This is a genomic window from Mycobacterium montefiorense, assembly GCF_003112775.1.
Lineage (GTDB): Bacteria > Actinomycetota > Actinomycetes > Mycobacteriales > Mycobacteriaceae > Mycobacterium > Mycobacterium montefiorense.
Map to the genome: position 1 here is coordinate 463,241 of NZ_BFCH01000002.1, position 25,736 is coordinate 488,976.

General features: G+C 66.1%; 25 protein-coding genes. 10 read left to right on the forward strand and 15 right to left on the reverse strand.

Features of this window, described 5'->3' with window-relative positions; genetic code table 11:
* Positions 1-17: 17 nt before the first annotated feature.
* Both DB708_RS03310 and DB708_RS03315 read right to left on the reverse strand, forming a co-directional pair.
* Positions 18-818, reverse strand: a complete 801-nt coding sequence (locus tag DB708_RS03310) for a family 1 encapsulin nanocompartment shell protein (protein WP_108920485.1) — start codon at positions 816-818, stop codon at positions 18-20.
* Complete coding sequence (locus DB708_RS03315) at positions 815-1,876, reverse strand: Dyp-type peroxidase (RefSeq protein WP_201263407.1); 1,062 nt, start codon at positions 1,874-1,876, stop codon at positions 815-817. The genes DB708_RS03310 and DB708_RS03315 overlap by 4 nt, the downstream gene beginning before the upstream one ends.
* 10 nt (positions 1,877-1,886) lie before the next feature.
* Here DB708_RS03315 and DB708_RS03320 point away from each other — a divergent pair, with 10 nt between their 5' ends.
* On the forward strand, positions 1,887-3,143 hold the full coding sequence (locus DB708_RS03320; RefSeq protein WP_165839710.1) for a M18 family aminopeptidase: 1,257 nt from the start codon (positions 1,887-1,889) through the stop codon (positions 3,141-3,143).
* Between the two features lie 3 nt (positions 3,144-3,146).
* Here DB708_RS03320 and DB708_RS03325 read toward each other — a convergent pair whose 3' ends face one another.
* Positions 3,147-3,734 (reverse strand): TetR/AcrR family transcriptional regulator C-terminal ligand-binding domain-containing protein, encoded by a 588-nt coding sequence (locus tag DB708_RS03325; protein ID WP_108920581.1) that lies wholly within the window; start codon positions 3,732-3,734, stop codon positions 3,147-3,149.
* 84 nt (positions 3,735-3,818) lie between these two features.
* On the opposite strand from DB708_RS03325, the gene DB708_RS03330 reads away from it, so the two are divergent.
* Positions 3,819-4,889, forward strand: coding sequence for a phosphotransferase (locus DB708_RS03330; protein WP_108920487.1), 1,071 nt, complete (start codon positions 3,819-3,821; stop codon positions 4,887-4,889).
* A gap of 102 nt (positions 4,890-4,991) precedes the next feature.
* Positions 4,992-7,280, forward strand: coding sequence for a phosphoribosylformylglycinamidine synthase subunit PurL (purL, locus tag DB708_RS03335; protein WP_108920488.1), 2,289 nt, complete (start codon positions 4,992-4,994; stop codon positions 7,278-7,280).
* 1 nt (position 7,281) lies between these two features.
* Here purL and DB708_RS03340 read toward each other — a convergent pair whose 3' ends face one another.
* Complete coding sequence (locus DB708_RS03340) at positions 7,282-8,487, reverse strand: MCE family protein (protein WP_108920489.1); 1,206 nt, start codon at positions 8,485-8,487, stop codon at positions 7,282-7,284.
* Between the two features lie 19 nt (positions 8,488-8,506).
* Between DB708_RS03340 and DB708_RS03345 the strand changes: the two genes are divergently transcribed.
* The 3 genes from DB708_RS03345 (at position 8,507) to purM (ending at position 11,724) form a co-directional block, all read left to right on the forward strand.
* Complete coding sequence (locus DB708_RS03345) at positions 8,507-8,902, forward strand: sterol carrier family protein (RefSeq protein WP_108920490.1); 396 nt, start codon at positions 8,507-8,509, stop codon at positions 8,900-8,902.
* A gap of 130 nt (positions 8,903-9,032) precedes the next feature.
* Positions 9,033-10,559, forward strand: a complete 1,527-nt coding sequence (gene purF, locus DB708_RS03350) for an amidophosphoribosyltransferase (protein ID WP_108920491.1) — start codon at positions 9,033-9,035, stop codon at positions 10,557-10,559.
* A 70-nt stretch (positions 10,560-10,629) separates the two neighbouring features.
* Positions 10,630-11,724, forward strand: a complete 1,095-nt coding sequence (gene purM, locus DB708_RS03355) for a phosphoribosylformylglycinamidine cyclo-ligase (RefSeq protein WP_108920492.1) — start codon at positions 10,630-10,632, stop codon at positions 11,722-11,724.
* Between the two features lie 63 nt (positions 11,725-11,787).
* Here the strand turns inward: purM and DB708_RS03360 are convergent, their stop codons facing one another.
* Together DB708_RS03360 and ygfZ are read right to left on the reverse strand one after the other, a co-directional pair.
* Entirely contained in the window at positions 11,788-11,964 is a 177-nt protein-coding gene (locus tag DB708_RS03360; protein ID WP_108920493.1) for a DUF3073 domain-containing protein, read from the reverse strand.
* Between the two features lie 147 nt (positions 11,965-12,111).
* Positions 12,112-13,203 carry a CAF17-like 4Fe-4S cluster assembly/insertion protein YgfZ gene (gene ygfZ / locus DB708_RS03365; RefSeq protein ID WP_108920494.1) on the reverse strand — a complete coding sequence of 364 codons (1,092 nt, stop codon included), beginning with the start codon at positions 13,201-13,203 and terminating at the stop codon, positions 12,112-12,114.
* Positions 13,204-13,339: 136 nt separating this feature from the next.
* Here ygfZ and DB708_RS03370 point away from each other — a divergent pair, with 136 nt between their 5' ends.
* Positions 13,340-14,200 carry an aminodeoxychorismate lyase gene (locus DB708_RS03370; RefSeq protein ID WP_108920582.1) on the forward strand — a complete coding sequence of 287 codons (861 nt, stop codon included), beginning with the start codon at positions 13,340-13,342 and terminating at the stop codon, positions 14,198-14,200.
* A gap of 244 nt (positions 14,201-14,444) precedes the next feature.
* Here DB708_RS03370 and DB708_RS03375 read toward each other — a convergent pair whose 3' ends face one another.
* The 9 genes from DB708_RS03375 to lmeA form a co-directional block, all read right to left on the reverse strand.
* Entirely contained in the window at positions 14,445-15,962 is a 1,518-nt protein-coding gene (locus tag DB708_RS03375) for a sensor domain-containing protein (RefSeq protein WP_108920495.1), read from the reverse strand.
* Positions 15,963-16,080: 118 nt separating this feature from the next.
* Positions 16,081-18,417 (reverse strand): hypothetical protein, encoded by a 2,337-nt coding sequence (locus tag DB708_RS03380; protein ID WP_108920496.1) that lies wholly within the window; start codon positions 18,415-18,417, stop codon positions 16,081-16,083.
* 146 nt (positions 18,418-18,563) lie between these two features.
* Positions 18,564-19,232, reverse strand: coding sequence for a nitrobindin family protein (locus DB708_RS03385; protein WP_108920497.1), 669 nt, complete (start codon positions 19,230-19,232; stop codon positions 18,564-18,566).
* Between the two features lie 162 nt (positions 19,233-19,394).
* Positions 19,395-19,697, reverse strand: a complete 303-nt coding sequence (locus tag DB708_RS03390) for a DUF1416 domain-containing protein (protein ID WP_108920498.1) — start codon at positions 19,695-19,697, stop codon at positions 19,395-19,397.
* A gap of 1 nt (position 19,698) precedes the next feature.
* Positions 19,699-20,532: a sulfurtransferase gene (locus tag DB708_RS03395; protein WP_108920499.1), complete on the reverse strand. Its 834-nt coding sequence runs from the start codon at positions 20,530-20,532 to the stop codon at positions 19,699-19,701.
* Positions 20,533-20,570: 38 nt separating this feature from the next.
* Entirely contained in the window at positions 20,571-21,041 is a 471-nt protein-coding gene (locus DB708_RS03400) for a DUF4395 domain-containing protein (protein WP_108920500.1), read from the reverse strand.
* Between the two features lie 96 nt (positions 21,042-21,137).
* Positions 21,138-21,257 carry an Ms5788A family Cys-rich leader peptide gene (locus DB708_RS28150; protein WP_369692921.1) on the reverse strand — a complete coding sequence of 40 codons (120 nt, stop codon included), beginning with the start codon at positions 21,255-21,257 and terminating at the stop codon, positions 21,138-21,140.
* A 5-nt stretch (positions 21,258-21,262) separates the two neighbouring features.
* Positions 21,263-21,685, reverse strand: a complete 423-nt coding sequence (locus DB708_RS03405; protein WP_108920501.1) for a thioredoxin family protein — start codon at positions 21,683-21,685, stop codon at positions 21,263-21,265.
* A gap of 49 nt (positions 21,686-21,734) precedes the next feature.
* A complete protein-coding gene (lmeA, locus tag DB708_RS03410) occupies positions 21,735-22,547 on the reverse strand; it encodes a mannan chain length control protein LmeA (protein WP_108920502.1) in 813 nt (270 codons plus the stop codon).
* 187 nt (positions 22,548-22,734) lie between these two features.
* Between lmeA and DB708_RS03415 the strand changes: the two genes are divergently transcribed.
* The 3 genes from DB708_RS03415 (at position 22,735) to pstS (ending at position 25,708) form a co-directional block, all read left to right on the forward strand.
* Complete coding sequence (locus DB708_RS03415) at positions 22,735-23,508, forward strand: winged helix-turn-helix transcriptional regulator (protein ID WP_108920583.1); 774 nt, start codon at positions 22,735-22,737, stop codon at positions 23,506-23,508.
* Complete coding sequence (mshD, locus tag DB708_RS03420) at positions 23,505-24,443, forward strand: mycothiol synthase (protein WP_108920503.1); 939 nt, start codon at positions 23,505-23,507, stop codon at positions 24,441-24,443. The genes DB708_RS03415 and mshD overlap by 4 nt, the downstream gene beginning before the upstream one ends.
* Before the next feature lie 197 nt (positions 24,444-24,640).
* Positions 24,641-25,708, forward strand: coding sequence for a phosphate ABC transporter substrate-binding protein PstS (gene pstS / locus DB708_RS03425; RefSeq protein ID WP_108920584.1), 1,068 nt, complete (start codon positions 24,641-24,643; stop codon positions 25,706-25,708).
* The last annotated feature ends 28 nt before the right edge of the window (positions 25,709-25,736 follow it).

Here is a 25,736-nt window from a genome sequence, read left to right on the forward strand (position 1 = left end):
TGCGCTAGCCCGATTTCCTAAGCGCCCAGCGCGACCGATGCCTCGGCGGTGTAGCACAGGAACGTCAGGGTCTCCTGCAGATATAGCTGCACTGAGTCGGCGTCATGGCTGGTGTAACCAATGGAGACGTCGGTGCCCAGTTGCAGATCGAAGTCACCGCCACGCGTGGTGAGCACGAACGCACCGTCGATGGCGGGCGCCCAGATGATGTCGCCGTTCACCAGCCGGTTGATGTGTTCGAGGATCGGATACCCGTGCTCGGTCGTCTCGCTGACCCTCGTGTAGATATCGGCAGACAGCAGCACCGAATAAGGGCCGTCGACACCGGCCAGCCGCAGCTCGGACAGCGCCTGCGTGATGATGTCGGGGATCGCGCGAGGATCGTCGGGCAACATTAGTGCGGGGTTCGAGCTGCAATTGCGGATCCCGTCGATCTCCGCGGCAGGGTAGCCCTCGAAGATGGCGCGGTCTTCGACGAAGGCCAGCTTCTTGGCGGCGGCCTTGACCGGATCCCAGTCGGAGTCCTGCGAGCCGCGTTCGACGTCGTCTATCTCGTCGCGCGACAGGGTAAATGGAACCCGCAGGCGGACAAGCGGTTTGCTGGTGCGCAGGTGCGCTTCTACGCCGTCGGTGGGTGCTTGCACGTCTACCAGGCGCCCCGTGCTGACCCCCGCGGTGACCGGACCGCCGGGCTCGCTGACGTCGACCACCCGGCGCCCGGCGATGTGTCGCTTGAACGTCCGCGTCGCCTCCAATTCGATTTCGGCCCAAGCGAGGTCGGTGATCGGCGCTAGATCGCGGTAGAGGTTGTTCTTCATTGAGTGGTTCCTTTCAGACTGCCGATCGAAAGTGCGCCGTCGTGTGCGGTGGGCGGGTCCGGTCGCTCCGTCTCGAGTGGCGCGGGGAGGGGTGGTGGATCGTCGAGGAAGTCGACGGTGGGGGAGAAGAACAGTCCGCCCGTGACGGCGGTGGAGAAATCCAGGATACGGTCGGTGTTGCCGGGCGGATCGCCGATGAACATATTGCGCAGCATCCGTTCGGTGACTGCCGGTGTGCGCGAATAGCCGATGTAGTACGTGCCGAATTCGCCGGCGCCGAGTTCGCCGAACGGCATGTTGGCCCGCACGATCTTCAGCTCGTTGCCGTCGTCGTCTTCGATGACGTTGAGCGCGAGGTGGGAGTCGGCCGGCTTCACGTCGTCGTCGAGTTCGATGTCTTCCAGTTTGGTCCGGCCGATCACCCGTTCCTGCTCGGTAACCGACAGCGAATCCCACGACGACATGTCGTGTACGTATTTCTGGATGTGTACGTAGCACGATCCGGCGAAGTCGGGATCCTCGTCGCCGATTGCGGTGGCGCTGACGGCGATTGGGCCATCGGGGTTTTCGGTGCCGTCGACAAAGCCGAGCAGGTCTCGGTTGTCGAAGAACTTGAACCCGTGCACTTCGTCGACGACAGTGACCGCGCCGGCCATCGACTTGAGGATGCGACCGGCCAGTTCGAAGCACACGTCCATCGTCTCGGCCCGGACGTGGAACAACAGGTCGCCGGCGGTGGCCGGTGCTAAGTGCCGCGGACCGCTCAGCTCGATGAACGGATGCAGTTCGGCGGGTCGCGGGCCGCCGAACAATCGATCCCAAGCTTCCGAGCCGATCGAGGTGATCACCGAAAGGTGCTTGGTCGGGTCACGAAAGCCGATGGCGCGCACCAGTCCCGAGATGTCGGCCAGCGCGTCATGTACCGGCGCCTCGCCGCCGTCGTCGATGGTGACCACCAAGAAAATCGCGGCGGGCGTCAACGGCGCCAGGATGGGCTGGGGCTGAACCGGAGGCACATGGGCGACCCTATCGTTAACTGTGTAATCGCGGACAGCCATGATGTTGAACATGTCGGCCAGCGCCGCAGGCCTCTGCGAATTCATCGACGCCTCCCCGTCCCCGTTTCATGCCTGCGCCACGGTCGCCGGCCGACTGGGCGCCGCCGGCTACGCGGAACTCCGGGAAGCCGACCCCTGGCCCGGGCAACCGGGGCGCTACTTCACCGTCCGCGCCGGCTCACTGGTCGCCTGGAACACAACCGGTCCCGACGGTCCATTCCGGATCGTTGGCGCGCACACCGACAGTCCCAACCTGCGGGTCAAGCAGCATCCGGACCGGGTCGTCGCCGGCTGGCAGGTGGTGGCGCTGGAGCCCTACGGCGGGGCGTGGCTCAACTCCTGGCTCGATCGCGACCTGGGGATCAGCGGCCGGTTGTCGGTGCGCGCCGGCTCAGGGCTGGATCATCGGCTGATCCGAATCGACGAGCCGATTCTGCGGATCCCGCAGCTGGCCATCCATCTGGCCGAGGATCGCAAGTCGCTGACCCTGGATCCGCAGCGGCACGTCAATGCGGTCTGGGGCGCTGGACCCCAAGCGCGGGCGTTCGTGGACTACGTCGCCGAGCGGGCCGGGGTGGCTCCTGCCGACGTGCTGGCCGCCGACCTGATGACCCACGACCTGACGCCGTCGACGGTGATCGGCGCGGACGCCAGCCTGCTCAGCGCACCCCGGCTGGATAACCAGGCCAGTTGCTATGCGGGCCTGGAGGCGTTGCTTGCGGCCGAGCCGCGCGGCAACGTGGCGGTGCTGGTGATGTTCGACCACGAGGAGGTCGGGTCGTCGTCGGACCACGGCGCGCAGTCCAACCTGCTGAGCACGGTGCTGGAACGCATCGTGCTCGCGGCCGGCGGTGGCCGGGGAGACTTCCTGCGGCGGCTGCCCACGTCGCTACTGGCCTCGGCCGACATGGCGCATGCCACCCACCCCAACTACCCGGAGCGCCACGAGCCCGGCCACTTGATCGAGATCAACGCGGGGCCGGTGCTCAAGGTGCACCCGAATCTGCGGTACGCGACCGACGGGCGTACGGCGGCGGCATTCGCGCTGGCCTGCGATCAGGCCGGGGTCGCGCTGCAGCGCTACGAGCATCGCGCCGACCTGCCGTGCGGTTCCACGATCGGGCCGCTGGCCTCGGCGCAAACCGGTATTCCCACCGTCGACGTCGGTGCCGCGCAGCTCGCCATGCACTCCGCACGCGAATTGATGGGCGCACACGACGTGGCCGCCTACTCGGCGGCGATGCGTGCGTTCTTCTCCCCGGAGTGATCCTCACCCGGGCCTCGCCACGCCCCCGAGTATCGCGTCGAGCAGCCCATCGAAACGCCCGCCGGCGCCCGGGCCGGTAAGCGCGCGAAACAGCAAGGTGCCGATCAACGCCTCGGCGACGGCTTCGAGGTCGGCATCGGCGCGCAGCTGGCCGGCCTCGACGGCGGACCGTAGACGCGTCATCAGCCCGTCCATCTGGGGCGCACTCAGCTGCTGGTAGAGATCCTCGCCATCGGCCGGGCGGGCGGCGGCCGCGGCGATCAGGGCTCGAACCAAAGCGGTGTGCGACGGCCCGGCCAAGAAATCGGCATGCTCGCGGAGCCAACGCTGCAGGTCGGCGCGCACGTCTGCGGTCTCGGCGACGGGAAACGATCCCGATCCGCCGTAGGCCTCCAGCACGGCTTCGGCGACCAACGGCGCCTTCGATGACCAGCGCCGGTAGAGGGTTTTCTTCCCGACGCGTGCGCGGCTGGCAACGCTTTCCATCGTCAGCTCGGCGTAACTGCCGGTAGTGAGAAGTTCGCGGGTGGCCGCGAGGATCGCGTGATTCAACCGTGCGTCCCGCGGACGACCGACCCTTTCGTTGGGCACTGGCGGTTGGGGGCGCGGTTGGGCTAACTTCATGGTGCACAGTTTAGGAAACGATACGTATCGTTTCTTCGAAAGGACTCGCCGGTGAGTGCCACGTCGTTGTCGGTGCCCAAGACCTGGGACGACATCACGCCCGAATGGATGTCGGCCGCACTGGCCCCGGACTATCCCGGCGCCGAAGTCGACACGGTCTCCGTCGAACATCGTGACGACGGCACTAACCGACGTGCCCGGTTGGGCGTCACCTATGCCGCCGGTGCGGGTCCGGCGACGGTTTTCGTCAAAGCCGCCGATCCCGCGCACAAAGCTCTGATCCGCTTGACCAGTGGCATGTTCCACGAGCCGCGGCTTTTCACCTGCGGGGTCGATTTGCCGCTCGAGCATCCCGCCGTCTACACCGCGCTGATCGATGAGGCCGACTACGACTTCGTCCTGGTGATGGAAGATCTGCGAGCCCGGGGAGCCGATCCCCGCGACGGCACCCGGCCGATGACCGTCGATGAGGTTGCCACGGGCGTGCGTGGCCTGGGCCGAATGCACGGTCAGTATTGGGGTGAACGCGTGCTGTGTGCCCCGGCGCTCGGATGGCTCGAACCCTTCCTGCCCTGGGACGGCATGCAAGCGGCACCGTTGCCCACCGCCCTCGAGCGCCTGGGCGATGACGCTCCCACCGAGGTGACGTCCTTGACCATCGACACCCTGATCGACTCGATCTGGAAGCCCTACATCGCGTCGCTGACCACGTCGCCGCAGACCTTGCTGCACGGCGACCCCCACATCGGGAACACCTACCTGCTACCCGGCGGCGAGGTGGGATTCCTGGATTGGCAGGTGGCACGCCGGGGCAATTGGTCGCTGGATCTGGGCTATTTCCTGCAGGGCGCCCTGACGGTTGAGGATCGCCGTCGCAGCGAACGCGACCTGCTCACCGAGTACCGGGACTCGCTGGGACTAGCGGCCGACGAGTTGCCCAGTGCCGATGAGATCTGGTTGCGCTACCGGGCCTCGGTGGCCCACGGACTGACCCTGTGGCTGGTGACCGCTAGCGCCGGTGAGTGGCAACGCACGGACGTCTCGGTCGCTCTGGCACAACGGTATTCGTTCGCCTACGCCGATCTCGATGCGGCGTCGGCGCTGGCCGAGATCGTCGCGTGAGTGTGCTGTGCGGCTGACGCTCAAAGCGCCCGACTGCTGCGCGGCGAGTAGCTCTTTAGACTGTTCTGCGTGACTGTCTCCGGAGCGGGCGCCCGTACTCACGTGGCCGACACCGTCGAACACGCAGCCGCCAGCCCCGACCAACCGCAGCCGTTCGGGGAATTGGGCCTTAAAGACGACGAGTACCAGCGGATTCGCGAGATTCTCGGCCGCAGGCCCACCGACACCGAGCTGGCGATGTACTCGGTGATGTGGAGCGAGCACTGCTCGTACAAGTCGTCAAAGGTTCATCTGCGCTACTTCGGCGAGACCACCACCGACGCGATGCGCGCGGCCATGCTGGCCGGCATCGGCGAGAACGCGGGTGTCGTGGACATCGGTGACGGTTGGGCCGTCACGTTCAAGGTCGAGTCGCACAACCACCCGTCCTACGTCGAGCCCTACCAGGGCGCGGCCACCGGCGTGGGCGGCATCGTGCGCGACATCATGGCCATGGGCGCACGACCGGTCGCCGTGATGGATCAGCTCCGGTTCGGCGCCGCCGACGCGCCGGACACCCGCCGGGTGCTCGACGGCGTGGTCCGCGGGATCGGCGGCTACGGCAACTCGCTGGGGCTGCCCAACATCGGTGGCGAAACCGTCTTCGACGCGTCGTACGCGGGCAACCCGTTGGTCAACGCGCTATGTGTGGGCGTGCTGCGCAAGGAGGATCTACACCTGGCCTTCGCCTCGGGAACCGGCAACAAGATCATCCTGTTCGGCGCGCGCACCGGCCTCGACGGTATCGGTGGAGTGTCCGTGCTGGCGTCGGAGACGTTCGGTGGCGACGAGGGCGGCGGTCCCGGCCGCAAGAAGCTGCCCTCGGTGCAGGTCGGCGACCCGTTCACCGAGAAGGTGCTCATCGAATGCTGCCTCGAGTTGTACGCAGCCGGGTTGGTGATCGGCATCCAGGATCTGGGTGGCGCCGGATTATCCTGTGCGACTTCGGAACTCGCCTCCGCTGGCGATGGCGGCATGAGTGTCGAACTGGAGACGGTCCCATTGCGGGCGGCCAACATGACCCCCGCCGAGATCCTCTCCAGCGAGTCCCAGGAGCGGATGTGCGCGGTGGTCGCTCCCGACAACGTCGAGGCTTTCCTGGCGGTGTGCCGCAAGTGGGAAGTGCTGGCCACGGTGATCGGCGAGGTCACCGATGGTGATCGTTTACGCATCACCTGGCATGGCGAGACCGTCGTGGACGTGCCGCCGCGCACCGTGGCACATCAAGGCCCGGTGTACGAGCGTCCGGTGGCTCGCCCCGAATCGCAGGACGCGCTGAACGCCGACCGGTCGAGCAGCCTGCCGCGGCCGGTCACCGGTGCCCAGTTGCGTGCGACTTTGCTTGCGCTGCTGGGCAGCCCGCATCTGTGCAGCCGCGCATTCATCACTGAACAGTACGACCGATATGTACGCGGCAACACCGTGCTGGCCGAGCACGCCGACGGTGGGGTGTTGCGTATCGACGAGTCCACCGGCCGCGGCATCGCCCTGTCGACCGACGCGTCGGGCCGCTATACGAAGCTGGATCCCTACACCGGAGCCCAGCTCGCGCTGGCCGAGGCCTACCGCAACGTCGCCGCCACCGGCGCGGTCCCCGTCGCGGTGACCAACTGCCTCAACTTCGGGTCGCCCGAAGATCCCGGGGTGATGTGGCAGTTCGCTCAAGCGGTCCGAGGACTCGCCGACGGCTGTGTGGCCCTGGGGATTCCAGTGACCGGAGGTAACGTCAGCTTCTACAACCAAACCGGATCGGACGCAATCCTGCCCACGCCGGTGGTTGGAGTCCTGGGCGTGATCGACGACGTCGATCGGCGCATCCCCACCGCCCTGGGCACCGACCCGGGCGAGACCCTGCTTCTCCTCGGCGACACCCGCGACGAGTTCGACGGGTCCATCTGGGCCCAGGTAACCGGCGATCACCTGGGCGGTCTGCCGCCTGTGGTCGACCTAGCCAAGGAGAAGCTGCTGGCCGAGGTGCTGAGCGCGGCATCACGCGACGGCCTGGTGACCGCAGCCCACGACCTGTCCGAGGGCGGCCTCGCCCAGGCTATCGTGGAATCGGCACTGGCGGGTGAAACCGGTTGCCGCATTGTGCTTCCCGAGGGTGATGACCCATTCGTGACGCTGTTCTCCGAATCGGCGGGCCGGGTGCTGGTTGCGGTGCCGCGCACCGAGGAGAGTCGGTTCCGTTCGATGTGCGAGGCGCGAGGACTTCCGGCCGCGCGCATCGGTGTCGTCGACCAGGGCTCGGACGCGGTGGAATTTCAAGGCTTGTTCACGGTGCCACTGGCTGAACTGCGCGCGACGTCCGAAGCGGTGCTGCCACATTTCTTTGGCTCAGCGGCGGTCTGATTCAGGGGTTGATGGTGTTGTCGCCGAGTTGGCGTCCCCACACATGTTCGGCAAAAAGCGGTGAACCGACCTCAAAGTGGTTGTACGGGGCGATGCTCGCGCCGGTGTCCATCACGAGATAGGGGGCGGGCCAGAGCTGGCGGGTAACCGACTGCCAGCATCCCGGTCGCCCGCCGGGTCCGCCCCTGGCGTTGGTCCGCGGTAGGTTCTCCGGATAGATATACGGATTAGGTGCTCCCGCAACAGAACCCGACGAGTGAGCTCCTAATGCATAGCCGTTGTCGCCGAGCGCATTGTGGATCTTCGGTGCGACTTCGTTGAAATTCCTTATGGTGCAAAAGATCTCGGGGCTGTACTCGTCCAGCAGCGCAGCGCTGGGAACCAGATCGGCCGCCGCGCGTGACAGATACGGGCCGCTTCGGCTGAACACGTCGGCACCGCTGTTGCCTAACCCCGCCGCCGCCAGCAGCGCCGCGTCCAGATCGCTTTGCTGACGGTCGAGTGTCCGCGTGGTGGCCACCGCGTTTTCGAGCGCATTCAACAAGTCCGGTGCGGCGTCGGCGTACGTGTCGCCCAGCGCCGCCAGGCGCGCGACGTCGACGTGGATCTGGGGCATTTGTGGGTTGAGGTCGTCGAGGATCGCGTTGCCGTTGGCCAGCGAGGCGCCGAACTTCTCACCCAATCCGGTCAGCGCCTGCGCCGCCGCGGACAGCGTCAGGTTCACCTTGACCGGGTCGACCTTCTCGGCGATCGAGGTGACCGTCTCGAAAAGCGAGTTGAATTCCGTCGTTACCGCCGTCGCGTCGATTACGTTTGACGGTGTAATCGATTGTCGCGCTAGGCACTTCGGCGAGCTCAATGCAACGTATTTGTTGCCGAACACCGTGCTCGCCTTCACTTCGGCCGTCACGTTGGCCGGAATCATGTTGACGTACTTCGGCGTCACGTCCAGCACCAACATGGCGGCGGGCTTGCCGTCCCGGTTGGTCTCGGAAATATCGGACACCCGGCCGATCTCGACACCGTTGTAGGTGACCTTGGAGCCGGGATCCATCACCAAACCCGCCCGGGCCGCCACCATGGTCAACTTTGTTTTCGGTGTGAGATCCCCACGAAACTCCGAGTACAGGGCCAACCCGATGAGCCCCATGACCGCGATCGTCACGAGGCCGACGATCTTGTACGGTGGCCCGTGGCGCGACTCCATGATTCTGAGACCCTAAGGTATGGCCGCCCGCGATAGTGCTGATCCGGTCCAGACGCGACAGGTCCTGATGGACGTTGCGGATTGGCTGTGCGACGAGACGCGCCGGGCACCGGATCGCACCACGCTGGCGACGGCGGTACGGCTCACCGCGCGCACTCTGGCCGCCGTGGCGCCCGGTGCCAGCGTCGAAGTCCGGGTCCCGCCGTTCGTCGCGGTGCAGTGTGTGTCCGGGCCGAAGCACACCCGCGGCACGCCGCCCAACGTTGTGGAGACAGACCCGAGGACCTGGCTGCTGCTGGCCACCGGCATGTTGACGCTCGCCGACGCACAGGCGAACGGATTGCTAACGCTGTCGGGCTCTCGGGCGGGTGAAATTGACCACTGGCTGCCCTTGTTCGATGTGAGCCGAATATAACTCTGAACTGCAGGTTTAGGGTGACACGCCGAGAACCTTGACGCTCAACACGCCCAACAGATTCGTGCGGGGGCCTTACGTAGCCGTAAACTTCGTAGCGTCACTACCCCTCGCTAGGGAGCCGCCCACTGTGACCGTCCAGGAATCCGAGCAGGACCTGAACTCGCCCCGCGAAGAGTGCGGTGTATTCGGGGTATGGGCCCCGGGCGAGGAAGTCGCCAAACTCACTTACTACGGTCTCTACGCGCTGCAGCATCGTGGCCAAGAAGCCGCCGGTATCGCCGTCGCCGATGGGTCTCAGGTGCTGGTCTTCAAAGACCTCGGCCTGGTGAGCCAGGTGTTCGATGAGCAGACGCTGGCGGCCATGCCGGGCCACGTCGCCATCGGGCACTGCCGTTACTCCACCACGGGCGATACCACCTGGGAGAACGCCCAGCCGGTGTTCCGCAACACCGCGGCCGGCACCGGGGTTGCCTTGGGGCACAACGGCAATCTGGTCAACACCGCTGAACTTGCCGCACGCGCTCGCGACGCGGGGTTGATCGCCAAGCGTTGCCCGGCTCCAGCGACGACGGACTCCGACATCCTGGGCGCGTTGCTCGCCCACGGCGCGGCCGACTCCACCCTGGAACAGGCGGCGCTGGAACTGTTGCCGACTGTGCGCGGAGCCTTCTGTCTGACGTTCATGGACGAGAACACGCTGTATGCCTGCCGCGACCCCCACGGGGTGCGGCCGCTTTCGCTTGGACGCTTGGACCGCGGCTGGGTGGTGGCCTCTGAAACAGCCGCGCTCGACATCGTCGGTGCCTCGTTCGTGCGAGACATCGAACCGGGCGAAATGCTGGCGATCGACGCGGACGGAGTGCGGTCCACCCGCTTTGCCAACCCCACGCCCAAGGGTTGCGTCTTCGAATACGTCTACCTGGCCCGGCCGGACAGCACGATCGGCGGCCGGTCGGTGCACGGCGCCCGGCTCGAGATCGGCCGCCGGCTGGCCCGCGAATGCCCCGTCGACGCCGACCTGGTGATTGGGGTGCCGGAATCCGGCACCCCCGCCGCGGTGGGATACGCGCAGGAGTCCGGGATTCCGTACGGGCAGGGCCTGATGAAGAACGCCTACGTTGGGCGAACATTCATCCAGCCGTCCCAGACCATCCGCCAGTTGGGTATCTGGCTGAAGCTCAACCCGCTTCGCGAGGTGATCCGTGGCAAGCGGCTCATCGTCGTCGACGACTCGATTGTGCGGGGCAACACTCAGCGTGCGTTGCTGCGAATGCTGCGCGAGGCGGGCGCCGTCGAGGTGCACGTGCGCATTGCTTCGCCACCGGTGAAGTGGCCGTGCTTCTACGGCATCGACTTCCCGTCGCCGGCCGAGCTGATCGCCAACGCCGTCGAGGACGAGGACGAGATGCTCGAGGCGGTTCGGCATGCCATCGGCGCCGACACTCTGGGCTACATCTCCCTGCGGGGCATGATCGCCGCGACCGAGCAGCCGGCCTCACGACTGTGCTCGGCTTGCTTCGATGGCAAGTATCCGATCGAGCTGCCCAGCGAAACCGCACTGGGCAAGAACGTCATCGAGCACATGCTCGCCAACGCGGCGCGCGGCGTCGAGCTGGGCGATCTCGCGGCCGACGAGGTTCCCGTCGACCGCTGACGGAATTCGCCCCGGTACTTCAAAGACGTTTGACACCGGCGCGAAGCGCCTACCGGTAGCCTTTATCGCGATGACCGATCCCGGAAAAAGCCCCGGAGAAGAACCGGGCAGCCAGGGCATTACCTACGCGTCGGCCGGGGTGGATATTGAAGCCGGTGACCGCGCGGTCGATCTGTTCAAGCCACTGGCGGCAAAAGCCACCAGAGCCGAGGTGCGTGGCGGGCTGGGCGGATTCGCCGGACTGTTCGCGTTGCGCGGCGACTACCGCGAGCCGGTGCTTGCGGCGTCCACCGACGGCGTCGGCACCAAGCTGGCGGTCGCGCAGGCGATGGACAAGCACGACACTGTCGGCCTCGACTTGGTGGCGATGGTGGTCGACGACCTCGTGGTGTGCGGCGCCGAGCCACTGTTCCTGCAGGACTACATCGCGGTCGGCCGAACCGTGCCGGAGCGCCTGAGCGCGATCGTCGGCGGCATCGCCGAGGGATGTATGCGGGCGGGGTGTGCGCTGCTAGGTGGTGAGACCGCCGAACATCCCGGGCTGATGGAACCCGACCACTACGACATTTCGGCTACCGGGATCGGCGTGGTGGAGGCCGACAATGTGCTGGGACCCGATCGGGTCAAACCCGGCGACGTCATCATTGGGATGGGGTCCTCCGGTTTGCACTCCAACGGATACTCGCTGGCCCGCACGGTGCTACTCGAGATCGATCGGATGAACCTGGCCGGCTACGTGGAGGAGTTCGGTCGCACCCTGGGTGAAGAGTTGCTGGAGCCCACCCTGATCTACGCCAAAGACTGCCTGGCGCTGGCCGCCGAAACCCATGTCCGTACGTTCTGCCATGTCACGGGTGGCGGACTGGCGGGCAATTTGGAGCGCGTCATCCCGCACGGGCTGACCGCCGAAGTCGACCGCGGGACCTGGACGCCCGCGCCGGTGTTCGCGATGATCGCCCAGCGCGGCCGGGTCACCCGCGTAGAGATGGAGAAGACCTTCAACATGGGTGTCGGCATGATCGCCGTCGTCGCGCCCGAAGACACCGACCGCGCGTTGGCGATATTGACCGCACGGCATCTGAACTGCTGGGTGTTGGGGACAATCTGCAAGGGCGGAAAAGAAGGCCCACGCGCAAAACTGGTTGGGCAGCACCCGAGATTTTAAAAGCCGGCGTCTAACTGGGAACAACATTGTGCCGATGCATGCAGCATCGGCACGGAGGAAGTTCTAGCGGCGCCAGTCGTCGTGTTCCGCAGAGTCCTCGTCGCTATCCAGCTCGCCGGATCCGTCCTCACCGGTCCCCGCCAGCTCGCGCTGAAGCCGATCGAAATCGGTCTGCGGGGAGCTGTACTTAAGTTCTCGAGCAACCTTGGTCTGCTTTGCCTTAGCCCGGCCGCGGCCCATGGGGGAACCCCCTCGCGCAATAACGGAGCGGCCTAACAAGTAGGCGGCTCCGATCTCTTGGTGTCGTTATTGTCCTGCCGACAGCTTACCGTGCCTCATGGACGAGCGTTGGTGCCCCCTGCCCGCCGTGTTGGACTTCAGCGGACATTATCTGGTGCCGCCCCGCAACCGCTCGACGGCCAGACGCCCGGCGCCGATCTGCTCGGTCGGCGGCAGCGAATCAGGGTCGATGACGGCCGCGACCGAGACCTCGGGACCGGTCGCCAATTCGGTATCGGCCGGTATCCCGCGCTTGAGCAACGCGAGCGCGATCGGCCCCAGATCCACGTGGTCGACGACGGTACCGAGGCGTCCCACGGCGCGACCGCCGGCGAGCACCGGGTCACCGGTAGCTGGCCGGTCCACCGAGCCGTCGAGGTGCAGCAGCGCCAGCATCCGGGGCGGTTTGCCCAGGTTGTGCACACGAGCGACGGTTTCTTGCCCGCGATAGCAGCCCTTGTCCAGATGGACGGCCCCGACACCGGGACCACCGATCCAGCGCACCTCGTGCGGAATCGTGCGTTCGTCGGTGTCGACGCCGAGGCGCGGACGCACCGCCGCGACCCGATGGGATTCGTAGGTCCACACCCCGGACGGTCGCACGCCCGCCTGTGTGAAGCGGGTTTGCCAGCCGGCCGCCTCGCCGCGCGGCACCAGCAGTTCCAGTTCCATCTGACCGGCGACTGACGAGGGCATCCGCACAAAGCCACCGCCGGCCAGCGCAACTGCGACCAAGTCGTCGGGCAGCGCGTCCAGGCCAAGCACGTCGAGCACCGCCTGATCGGCCAACCGCGGCCCGATCAGCGACAAGACCGCGGTGTCGGCGGCGGCAACCGTGACATCCGACCAGAACACCATCTTGCTCAGGTAACTCAGCAACGATTCACCGCGCCACGGTTCGGTGTCGAGGTAGGTGACGCCGCCCAACTCGGTCTGCATCCAGTGGTCCTCGACGCGGCCCTGCCCGTCCAGGCTGAGATTCTGCGTGCTGGCCCCGTCGGGAAGCTCGCTGACGTGTTGGGTCGAGATGTTGTGCAGCCAGGTTTGACGGTCCGCGCCGGTCAGCGTCAGGACCGCGCGGTGCGAGCGGTCGACGAGCACCGCGTCGGTCTCGGCCGCGCGCTGCTCGCCCAGCGGATCGCCGTAGTGCCAGATAGCGCCGGCGTCGGGTCCGGAATCGGGTGCGGGTACTGCGCTCATGTGCGCTGCTCCTCCTCATCGCTTCGCTCTGCATCGTCGCGAGCGCAGCTCACTCGTCAACTCTACGGATTCGGCCGCCCGGCTACGCCCCTGACGTCGACGGCTAGGCTCTGTCGGCATGGCAGGTCAGACGGGTGTGATCGTCACTTTGGACGGCGAAATACATCCACCCGATGCTCCGCTGCTGCACGCTGACGATCTCGCGGCGGTCCGCGGTGACGGCGCCTTCGAGACCCTGTTGGTCCGCGACGGCGGTCCCTGTCTGGTCGAGTCGCATCTGCGGCGCCTGACGCAATCGGCAAAATTCATGGATCTGCCGGCACCCGACCTGCCGAGCTGGCGGCGCGCGATCGACGTCGCCACCCGGCAGTGGACCAACGGCTCGACCGACGAGGGCGCGTTGCGGTTGATCTACAGCCGGGGCCGGGAGAGCGGTTCGGCACCCACCGCGTATGTGATGGTCAGCGGTGTCCCCGAAAGGGTGGCCACGGTTCGCCACGACGGGGTCGCTGCGATCACGCTGGACCGGGGACTACCCGCGATCGGTGCCGGCGAGATGCCGTGGCTGCTGGCCGGCGCCAAAACGCTGTCCTACGCGGTGAATATGGCCGCGCTGCGGCACGCCGCGGGGCAGGGTGCCGGTGACGTCATCTTCGTCAGCTCGGACGGCTACATCCTGGAAGGCCCGCGCTCAACGGTGGTGATCGCCACCGATTCCGATACGGGTCCCTGCCTGCTGACGCCGCCGCCCTGGTATCCCATTTTGCGCGGCACCACGCAGCAGGCCCTGTTCGAGGTGGCGCGCAGTAAGGGCTACGACTGCGACTATCGCGCGCTAAGGGTTGCGGACTTGCAAGCTGCCCAAGGGATCTGGCTGGTATCAAGCATGACCCTGGCCGCGCGCGTGCACACGCTCGACGGTCGCCGGCTACTTCGATCACCCATTGCCGAGGAGTTCGCCGAGCTGGTCGACGCGGCCATCGTCAGCGATCGCTGAGCGCTGAATTGTGTTGTCGGCTTGGGGAACGGCGGGTACGGTCGGCCGTACACAGGGAAGGAGGTGGTCCGCGAAATTGATAGCTTCATGGACATGTGAGGTGGCTACCCGCTAGCTGCACTGGCTTCCGAAGAGCTAGTGGCCTTACGCGCGCTGGCGAATTCCCGGTAGTCACCCGGCCCCCGAGCTTCCCGGTCAGTCCAACCGGGAGCCTTGCTCGGGGGCCGCTCCATGTCATCCGCTGTTACTGGACGACTCTTCCGGCGATCTGCTCGGCGATCTTGCCCGCTTGGCCGGGCTCCGCATTCGGGCCGCACGTCGTCACGTCAATGACCGTCGCGCCCTGCGCATGCAGCACGTGGTGGCAGGTTTTAGCGTTGTCACCCCGGGTGCGCTGTTGCGCGATCTTCGGCACGGTGCCGCCGACTTCCGCGAAAGCCCAGTCGTAGCTGTTGCCATTGAGCTTCTCCGTCACCGTTTTTCCGGCGCAGGTCTTCCACTTTTCCGCGGACTCCCGGACGAATGCGCTGGCCGCATCGGGTGACGAGAACTCGGCGACCGATTCGATGATCCGGTTCGGCGGGTCCTGCCCGGCCGTGTGCACAACCAGTCCGCCCACCGCTTTGAAGCCGCCGGCGCCCTGGTACACCGCCGCCAGGGCGGGCTCGTAGGTGCCAGCGCAGGCCGGGTCGGACAGTGTCCATTTGGGATTGCGTAGCTGGCTGAATTTTTCGCCGGCCACCATGTTCGGGTCACCCACGACGGTGCCGACTTCCGAGGCTCCGATCAGATAGGAATCGAGCCTCCCCGAGCCAGGCGATGAGTTCGGACCCGAATTAGGCTCTGCCGGAGCAGAATTCGAGTTGGAGGCTTTCGGAGCCGGTTTGGTTTTGCCGCCCTGAGTCGTCAGCATCACGACGACCGCGATCGCGACGATGACAGCCACCGCGGCACCGCCGATGAGGATTAGCCGCTTGTTAGACCCGCCGCCGGTGGTCGCTCCGCCACTCACCGTGGTCGGGACGGTGACCGCGGTCGAGCCGCTGGGCTGGGTGGCCGCGGCCGCCGGCGGTGGGGCCTTGGCGGCGCTGCCCGGTGGCCCGTCCTTGGCCTCGATTTCGGCAAGCACGTTGTCGATTTCGCTTCGGGTGCGGTACGTGACGTCGTGCCGTAGGCGCAGCATGCGCAGAAGCTGCGCGATGTCGCTGCGCGCGCTGGGATCGTCGCCGTCTTCGTCGAACCCCGACCTCAACTCGATCAGGAGCTGGATCTGCTGCTGGGGGCTGAGCTCCTTTTCGGCGAGGGTGTTCCCCATCCGAGTGATGTAACCGAACGGCACCGGCGGCTCTTCGGGCAGCGGGTCGGGCAGCGGCACCGGCTTGCTGCGGAGCCCGTGTACCGCGGTGACTAACTGAATGCCGGCGTCAACCGTCGGTTCCCGGTAGTCGATGATCTGCAATGCGGCAAGGGGATTCACGCGCATGCTGTCGACGTCACCGATCCGAACGGGAAGGATCGGACGGCCCAGCGCCTGGGCGTAGCGCAACTCCGCCTGACTCGGCTTGGATTGCAGCCAGTTACTCGAGAGCGCGACGATGAACACTTCACAGTCGCGGATCTGCTCGAGGATCTTGGCCCACCAGGAGTCGCCGCCTCCGAGCTCTTGGTCGAACCACACCTGATTCTGCCCGCGCCGCAGGGCGGTGGTCAGGGCGTCGACCGTCGTCCGATCTTGGCTCGAGTAGCTGATAAACAGCGCCATCGCAGTCTCCTAGGGTCAAGCGGAGCGAACGAGAGGGGGCGAAAGCCTGCCTGCGCGACCCGTACGCACATGCGCCGATACCGTATCAGTGTTGGGGCTCTTCGGGATGCGCAAATTTTCAGCGAGATTCGGCGTAGCGCCGCGCGAACTCTTCCCCGGGAACTGGCCACTGCTCGCCGCTGGATCCACGTACCACCCAGTCGCCCTCCGCGGCGGTCGTCGGACCCTCCAAAGTGTTAACGGTCTCGCCCGGGTAGGCCGGACGAGCTTGCACCCGCCCCTTGCGCTGCCACTGCCCGTCGCCCGCCGGCTCGTAGGTGTCCCGGAAGATGTCGTCGCGCACCGACCACACCTTTGCGTCCTCGTGGATCGCCCAGTCACCGGCGTCGGCGCGCATCGTGTGCCCCGAGTCCGACTTCCATGTCCATGGCGCGCTTCGTTGTTCGGCTATGACCGTTCCTACCCGCGTGTAGGACTGCCACAGCGGCCGCGACCGGAAACCCAGCTGGCGCAGGCTCCACAGCGTGCCCGCCAAACTCCGCACCGCGGCATTGAGCAGATCCGGGTCGCATTCCACCACCGACCAGTCGACGAGCTTGTTGTGAATCTTGCGTGAGTCGTCGCGCGGGGAGCCGTACTTCCAGCCGTTGCGGCGGTAGTAACGGCACCAATCCTCATGCTCTGCCTGGGCCATACGCAGCGCGGAGTCATGGTCGAAGCCCATCAACGCAAGCTGTTCGGCCGGAGCCAATCCCGCCATCTCGCTGCCGGACAGCTGGGCGGGTGGGCTGCCCCAGGTATTCCAGGTGTGTCCCGCGATCTGCTCCACCATCCACAACGCGTTGCGGACCTGGCGTCGATTGGAACCGCGGTAGAACTCGTTGAGCTCGGTCCACGGCATCGCGGCCGGAGACCGGGGGCCTTCCGGATCGATCGTCGAGACGTAGCGCTCGTGAATCAGCCGTGCCGCACGCTCCCACGCGTCTTGGACCTGACCCTCCCGGGTGTCGAGCACCAGCGAGTAGGACTGCAGCCGGCCGACGACCTGGATGGAGTCGTCGCTGATGCTGGTGTTGAGATCCGAGGCGTAGATCGGCATGTCGGGGAAGCGGGCGGCCAGCCTCGCCGCGGTTGTCCCGGCCTGGGCGTCCACGAAGATCACCGCACTTGTTGCCGGCTCGGCGTCGCCGATCAGCTTCAGCATGGTCGGTACTGTCGGCGCCTCGGCGACCGCGTCGATCATCGGCCCCTCCGAGGCGAATCCCGCTTGCTGACGGTGGAATTCGTGATCGCGCAGGTACTCTTCGGCGTCTCTTTCGACGAGGGTCAGCGCGGGCAGCGCCACCGCACCGGGCGGAGTGTAGAAGTCGCGTTCCAGGGCGCGCTGGGTCAGGTCCGCACACAGTGCCAATGTCAACTGTGAAGTGCCACAGATAAATACGTGCTTCGTTCGCTCCGTTGCGATGACGCTGTCGAGGAGCCGGCCCGCGGTCACCTCGTATTTGCCGACGACGTCGGCAGCCCAGCGGGTGTCCGATCCGCCGAACTGCTGGGCGCGCCACGCCTGGGCCAGCCAGGGATCGTCCATCCGCACGATCAGGGGCAACCGCTGCTTGTTGGCGACCTCGGAGAGCCGGCGGCTGATCAGGTCGAGCCACAACAGGTTGACCGCCGGGTCCGGAGCCATCAGGTAGAGACGAGATAGGTTGCGCCACAAACGGAGTGATACCAGGGTCGACGGTGTATTGAAGTCCACCAGCACCACCCGGGCGCCCTGTCTACGAGCTCGCTGCACGCGGTCGTCGCTGGCACCGGTGATGACGACCAGGGTGCTGCGCCGGTCCAGGGTGCGTGCGACGGCGCTGATCAGCGATTGGGTGTCGGCGTCGACACCGACGACGGCCGTGACCGATTCGGCGACGTTGGCGCGCAGCCGATCCACTTGGGACCGGAAGACTCCGACCACGACGCCGCCCAGTCCGGTGAAGATCGCCGACAGCGCCGCGATCCGGGCCAGTTCCAGGCCGACGGGCGTGGGGTTCGGGCAGGTTCGCCCGCCCACCGAAAAGTCGCCGGTGCCGCCCTTGACCAGACTGGCCGTCGCCATCAGCGGAGTGAACAAGGCGGGGTGGTTGGCGTCGTGACATCCCCAATAGGAGGTGAGGCCCAAAAGTGCTGTCATCGGGACAAGGGCTGCGATCAGGGTGAACGAAACACCCACCACTCGGTGGCTGCTGCCCGAGCGGAAGGTCAGCACCGATGCCCAGATCAGCACGATCACAACGATCGCGAGCGTCGGCATCGATCCCGGCTGGCCGAACCATCGCACACCTCGCGGCAGCGCGTCGGTGATCGAGGGCCTCAGATCCAGCACAGCCAGATAGACGATCAGGAGCAGGCCGACCGCGGTTAGGGCCCATCGCAGCGTGGGCGAGGGTGCCCTGTTGGGACGCATCCGCCGATCTCCCTTCGCGCGGTGTCGGCTGTTCGGACGTCGAACAGTACACGCAAAAGGTCGGCCGAAAGCAATGGTTTCGTGCGAGTGCCGAGTTACTAGCTAGCTACTCCCGAGTTCCTAAGGCGGGCAATAGCAGCGGGCCGCTAGCCGACGAATCGTGATAGCCGCGCCGACAGGTGCGGGACCAGTCCGCCGTCGGCGTCCACCCGCTCCTCGACGTACGCCAGGTCGCCGCCTTCGACGATGCCGTAGAGCCGCTTGGCGCCCCCGACCAGCACGCCGGTTCGGCTGCGGGCCAGAGCGTCGGTCACGAGGTCCCACGACGACTGGCTGCGCGGTCGCCCATAGAACAATTCGACGTAGCCGGACGAGTGGGCGAGCAACAGCTCGATGGCCTGAGACTCGCTCGGGTCGTCGGGATCGAGGACAAAACGCCAGAAGCCGGTCTCGCGCAGGCCGGGTTCCTGGTAGTTGCCGTCGTTGTCGAGCCGCCAGGACCTGGCTTCCCAATTCAGGTAATCGCCGCCGTCGTGCGAGACCACGATCTGCTGGCCGAAACGGTAGTCACCGTCGGGTCCGCGGCCCTCGCCCTCACCGCGCCACACGCCGACCAGCGGCAGCAGAGCCAGCAGTGCGTCGTTGAGGTTGGCGCCTTCGCGCAGGTTCGCGGTATCGGCCGGGACCGGCAGATCGGCGAAGGCCGGGATATTGCGCGCCGCGGTCACCTTGGCTCGTTCGGCGGCGGCAGCCACCGCGCGGTCGCCGGAGCCTGCAGAACCGGACGGACCCTCAGGGGCCTCGGCGTGAGTCACGACTCGTCGGTGATGAGTCGGTAGAGGGTGTACAACGCAAACCAGGAGATGACCACTACTGCCGCGACCAGAATGATCTCAAAAAAGAGCACCACGATAGTGAGTCTATTCGCCTCGCTCCGTGCGCGGCGTGCCCGGGGGATCCGGCCGCGGCGCAGGCGGTCAGGCGATCTTGACGTCCACCTCGTGGATGCCCGCGCCCGACGGTGACACAACGGCGTCGCCGTTGCCCGCTTTGGACAGGGCGCGCAGCGTCCACGCTCCCGGTGCCGCGAAGAAGCGGAAGTCACCGGTGGCCGACGCGACGACCTCGGCGGTGAACTCGTCTGACGAGTCCAGTAACCGGACGAACGCGCCACCGACGGCCTGACCGTCGCGATCCACGACGCGGCCGGTGATCACGGTTTCTTTCTCCAGGTCGACGCTGGCGGGCAACGTCTGTCCTTGCCTAGGTGCAGAGCACATATCAGCTTCCCAACTCGATCGGGGCGCCCACCAGGGAGCCGTATTCCGTCCAACTGCCGTCGTAGTTCTTGACGTTGTGATGCCCGAGCAATTCCTGCAGAACGAACCAGGTGTGCGACGAACGTTCCCCGATTCGGCAGTACGCAATCGTTTCTTTTGTGCCGTCCAAGCCGGCGTCGGCGTAGAGCTTGGCCAACTCTTCGTCGGACTTGAAGGTCCCGTCGTCGTTGGCGGCCTTGCTCCACGGCACGTTGATGGCGCTGGCGATGTGCCCCGGCCGCTGACTCTGCTCCTGCGGCAGGTGCGCAGGAGCGAGGATCTTGCCGGAAAATTCGTCGGGGGAGCGCACGTCGACCAGGTTCTTGGCGCCGATGGCGGCGATCACCTCGTCGCGGAAGGCGCGAATGGTGTTGTCCGGCGCGGCAGCGGTGTAGGAGGTCGCCGGACGGTTCACCTCGTCACTGGTCAGCGGGCGTCCGTCGAGTTCCCACTTCTTGCGGCCGCCGTCGAGCAGCTTGATCTTCTCGTGCCCGTACAACTTGAAGTACCAGTAGGCATAGGCGGCGAACCAATTGTTGTTGCCGCCGTAGAGGATCACGGTGTCATCGTTGGCTATGCCGCGGTCGGACAGCAGTTTGGAGAATTGCTCCGCGTCGACGAAGTCGCGCTTGACCTGGTCCTGCAGGTCGTCTCGCCAGTCCAGCTTGATCGCGCCGGCGATGTGGCCTCCGTCGTACGCACCGGTGTCCTCATCGACCTCGACGAATACGACGTTCGCGGCGTCGAGATTTTTCTCAGCCCACTCGGCGGAGACCAGGACGTCGGAACGTGCCATGGTAGGGATTCCTTTCGATAACTTTCGATGAACTGCGGTTACGTCGTACCGGCGGTCGGTCGTAAGCGAACCACGAGGGGATAAAGCTGACAGCCCAGGCAGATGCCGAAGGCCGCATTCAGGAAGGCCGCCACCAGGGCGAAGGCCGTTGCGACGACACCCACCAAAGGCGCGCCGGCGGCGAATCCGGCAGCACCGACGATCGCGAAGATCAGGCCGACCAACTGGGCGAACTTCAGCGGCGGCACCGGCTCGCGCTCTTTGACCGGGCTCAGCCGCGGCGCCACCAGGGTTGCGAACAACCGGCCGTAGGGGTGCCGGCGCGGGCCGCCGACAGCGCCGATCGCAAAGACCACGGCCTGCAGGCCCAGAATGATCGCGGCTGCCGACGGACTCAGCGCCGAGACGATCAGGGTCGCAACCAGCACCGCCGTCGTGACCCAGGCCGCGAATCTGGGTCCACGAACGTCGACGCGATCCAGCGCCGCACTGGTATTGCTGCTTGACACGAAAGACTCCTATTTGCCTGTTGCACGGAAACGGTGGGGACATGCCACGGTGGTGTTCCGGGCTGCTCCGAGTGCTGCGCGGGCGGGCGCGGCTACTCAGCAGCTACAGCAACAGCAACAACAACAACCCGCGATGCGGCACAGATCGACTGCGCGACGCTTGGTGAGCATGGGCTCCATGCGGGATGACACGTCGGTTAGCTTACCCAATGACATTGCGATCAAGCCAACAGCGGTTCGAGGGCAGACCGCAGGTCGGCGGCCTTGGGGACACCCGATGTCCGGTAACGCTGTCGTCCGTCGACATCGAAAATCAAGGTTGTCGGCAGCGACAGCACCGAAAACTGGCGTGCCGCGCCCGGGTTGGCGTCGATGTCCACCTCGACGTGGGCTACATCGCCGAGGTTTTCGCAGACCTGGTCGACCACCCGGCGTACCCGATCACAGGGTCCGCACCACGGTGCGCTGAAATGCACGACGGTCGGTCCGCTGCGGGACAGACCCAGGCCCGCGGTGTCGGCGTCGTCGCCCTGGCCCAGGCTGGAACCGACTTCTTTGATGGCTCCCGAGCGCCGCGTCAGCAACCAGCCCACCACTGCCGCTAAGGCAAGCGCCGCGGCGATCGCGACGACGACGGTGGTCACTGGCGCCGCTCCGTCTCGTTGTTTCGCGCTGCAGGGTCTCCGGCGCGGGTCATGACTGCTTAAACCCCGCGAGGGTCACGGTTACTCCCGTGGTGATGCCCTCGATGATGACGTCCGAGCCGCGCGCCCCCACGGTGTGTGGCGCCACGCCGAACGGAAGTCGCTGATTGGGCAGCCTGGCGGTGAAGGCGCGCAGCACCGCGTCGCGCTTGTCATCGGGAACGGTTTGGTTGGCGGTATCCGGTCCGGTGAGGACGCCGGTCGGCGTGAACACGAGTGTCGCCTGGTCGTCGGGGGCGATCGATAGGTCCACCGAGATGCTTACCCGATGGTCGAAGTCGGCCGATTTCGGTGTGCCGCTAAAGACAAGTCCGTGGTTGCCGGAAATCCCCGATTCAGTGGTACCGCCGGTGGCGTCGTTTGTCTCGGCGGGTGGTGCCTCAACCATCAGGTCGCCCATGCCCAGGTATCGGCCCAGGTGCGTCGAGTCGATGATGATGCGGCTTTCCAGCTTGCCGACCGGAAGCTTCGCATCGGGTCTGATCAGCCAGGATGCATCCGTCAGGCCGATCGAGTGCATGGTTGCTTCCAGCGTGGCCTTACCGGTCATCGCGTGGTCGACGCCGTTGGCCTTGATCTCGAGCTCGTTGTAGTGGCGACGCATCGCCTGTGGGATGAATGGGAAGGCCAGGATGGCCACGAAGGGGTCCGACCCCAGGTTTGCCGCCTTGCGCACGGTGCGCGAGAGCTGGTACTCGGCATAGATGCTGGCTCCGTAGTCCGCGCCGACGGCACCGATGACGATCACCGCCACGGCGGACACCGCGACGATCACACTGATCAACACCCTGCGCATCCGCATATTGTGGCGCAGTTCGCCGCGGCGCGCGGCGGGGGATTGCGGTCAGGCCCGCCTCGTGGTGGGGCTCACAGTAACTGACAACGACACGTACAAAGGCCAGGTAGCACGTTATCGTTAGACGACCTGGCCACTAACGCCACGTGGCTGCATGAATCTGGGAGATGCCTTTCCCACGAGCTGGAGGGGCTTGTTGGAGCTACTACTACTGACCTCGGAGCTGCATCCCGACCCGGTCCTGCCGTCGTTGTCGTTGCTCCCCCACACCGTGCGGACGGCGCCGCCCGAACCTTCCTCGCTGCTGGAGGCGGGGACCGCGGACGCGGTGCTGGTCGACGCGCGCACCGATTTGTCGGCCGCGCGTGGGCTTTGCCGGCTGCTGAGCACGGCCGGCCGGTCGGTGCCGGTCATTGCTGTCGTGGCCGAGGGCGGTCTGGTGGCGGTCAGCGCGGATTGGGGGCTGGACGAAATTCTGTTGCCCGGCACCGGGCCGGCAGAAGTCGACGCCCGGATCCGGCTGGTGGTAGGTCGTCACGGCGGGCTGGCCGACCAGGAAAGTGCCGGCAAGGTCAGTCTCGGTGAACTGGTGATCGACGAAGGCACCTACACCGCGCGGCTGCGCGGCCGCCCGCTCGACCTCACCTACAAAGAATTCGAGCTGCTGAAGTACCTGGCCCAGCATGCCGGCCGGGTGTTCACCCGCGCCCAGCTGCTGCACGAGGTGTGGGGATACGACTTTTTCGGTGGCACCCGGACGGTCGATGTGCACGTGCGCCGGTTGCGGGCCAAGCTTGGCCCCGAGTACGAGGCATTGATCGGAACCGTGCGCAACGTGGGTTACAAGGCCGTCCGGCCGGCGCGCGGCAGAGCACCGATCGCAGCGCCCGACGAGGCTGCCGAAAGCGACGAGCACGACGTGCAGAATCTCGAAGACCCGCTGGCCGACCCGCTCCACAGTCAGTGATCGCGCCCGACTGGCGCTCCGGACTGACCACCGACGAGCAGCAGCGTGTGCGTGAATTGGTTTCGGCGGCAACAGAATTCGATGGGATAGCACCTGTCGGAGAGCAGGTTCTGCGGGAACTCGGGCACAACCGTACCGATCATCTGCTGGTCACCAGCGCCTCGGGTAACACGGTCGAGGGCTACCTCAATCTCAGCCCGCCGCGGGACGACGGGAACGGGATGGCCGAACTCGTCGTGCACCCGCAGGCCCGCCGGCGCGGTATCGGCACGGCGATGGGACATGCGGCGATCGTCAAAACCGGTGGAAGCAACAGGTTCTGGGCGCATGGCACGTTGGAGCCGGCCCGGGCGACCGCGTCCGCGCTGGGTCTGGTCCCGGTGCGGGAACTCGTCCAGATGCGACTCTCGCTTCGCGAGATCCCCGATCCCGCACGCCCGATGCCCGGCGTGCGGGTCCGCAGCTACGCGGGCACCGGCGATGACGCCGAGCTGCTGCGGGTCAACAACGCCGCGTTCGCCGATCATCCGGAACAGGGCGGGTGGACAGCGGCCGATCTGGTGGAGCGGCGCGGCGAGGCGTGGTTCGACCCCGCGGGTTTGTTCTTGGCGTTCGGCGACACCGAAAACGACGAAGCGGGCCGGCTGCTCGGCTTCCACTGGACCAAAGTGCACCTCGATCAACCGCGCCTGGGCGAGGTGTATGTCCTCGGTGTCGACCCCTCGGCGCAGGGCCGCGGGCTCGGGCAGCTGCTGACGGCCGTCGGTATCGAGTGGTTGGCTCGACACCTGGCCGGACCGTCAAACGCACACGAGGTGACCGTGCTGCTCTACGTCGAGGCGGACAACGTTCCCGCCCTGCGGACCTACCAGCGCCAGGGATTCACCACCTACAGCGTCGATACCGCTTACGCGCCGGCGCCAACGGCGAGCTGAGCAGAAAGCACAGGCAGCAGTGTTGTGCCCGTTGACTATTCACCGCACGTTCACCACTTGGGCACTCTTATGAAAAGGGCCTCAGCGCATAGTTTCGAGCGGCGGCCGGATGCGTCGAAACTGGGTCAGAAAGGGCGAGATCGGTGAGCCTGGACAGCGTGGGCAAGACGCTGGCGGCAGCGGTGTTGGCCATCACGATGACCAGTGCGGGGTTGACCGCCTGCGGCAACGACGACAATCGCCGCGATCCGGCGCAAGCCACCTCCGGACCCGCCGGGACGGTGACCTGTACCGGCAAAGGCGAACTGACCGCGGAAGGGTCGACCGCCCAACAGAACGCGATCGCCGTGTTCAGCCATGTCTGGGGCCAGTACTGCCCGCGCAAATCGGTTTCGTACAACCCGACCGGCTCGGGTGCGGGCCGCGAGCAATTCATCGCCGGCCATGTCGACTTCGCGGGATCGGACTCGCCGCTGGTCGCCGACCAGATCCTGCCCGCGACCAAACGCTGCGACGGCAACCCGGCGTGGGACCTGCCACTGGTATTCGGATCGGTGGCCCTGGTCTACAACCTGCCCGGGATACCTACGCTGACCCTTAACAGTGATGCGCTGGCCAGGATTTTGACCGGCAGGATCGCCGTCTGGAACGACCCGATCCTGGTGGCGCTCAACCCCGGGATAGCGCTGCCCGGCAGCAATATCACGCCCGTTTACCGGGCGGACTCATCCGGAACCACCGACAACTTGCAGAAGTACCTGACGGCCGCCGCACCCGAGACCTGGTCCAAAGGTGTCGGCACCGAATTTCAGGGCGGTGTCGGCGAAGGGGCAGCGAAGTCGTCTGGTGTCATCCAGGCGGTGCGCACCACCCCCGGCGCCATCGGATATGTCGAAAAAGGCTTCGCCGACCAGGCAGGCGTTCCGTACGCGCAACTCGACACGGGCAATGGAGTGGTTCCGCTGACCAATGAGACGGCCACCAACGCTGTCAACACCAGTACCTTCGTGGCGCCCGGCAACGACCTGGTGCTGAACCTGGACTCGATGTACAGCACCGCCCAGCGGGGTGCTTACCCGTTGGTGCTGGTCACCTATGAGATCGTCTGCTCGAGGGGATACAGCACAGAGACCGCAGCCGCGATCAAGTCGTTTCTGACCGTGGCCGCGAACTCCGGTCAGGCCAACCTCTCGTCGGTCGGCTACATCCCGTTGACCGATAAGGTCAAGGAGCGACTGGTCGCCGCGATCGATGCGATGCAGTAGCCCCCGGGCCCAAGGAGCGACAGCAAAA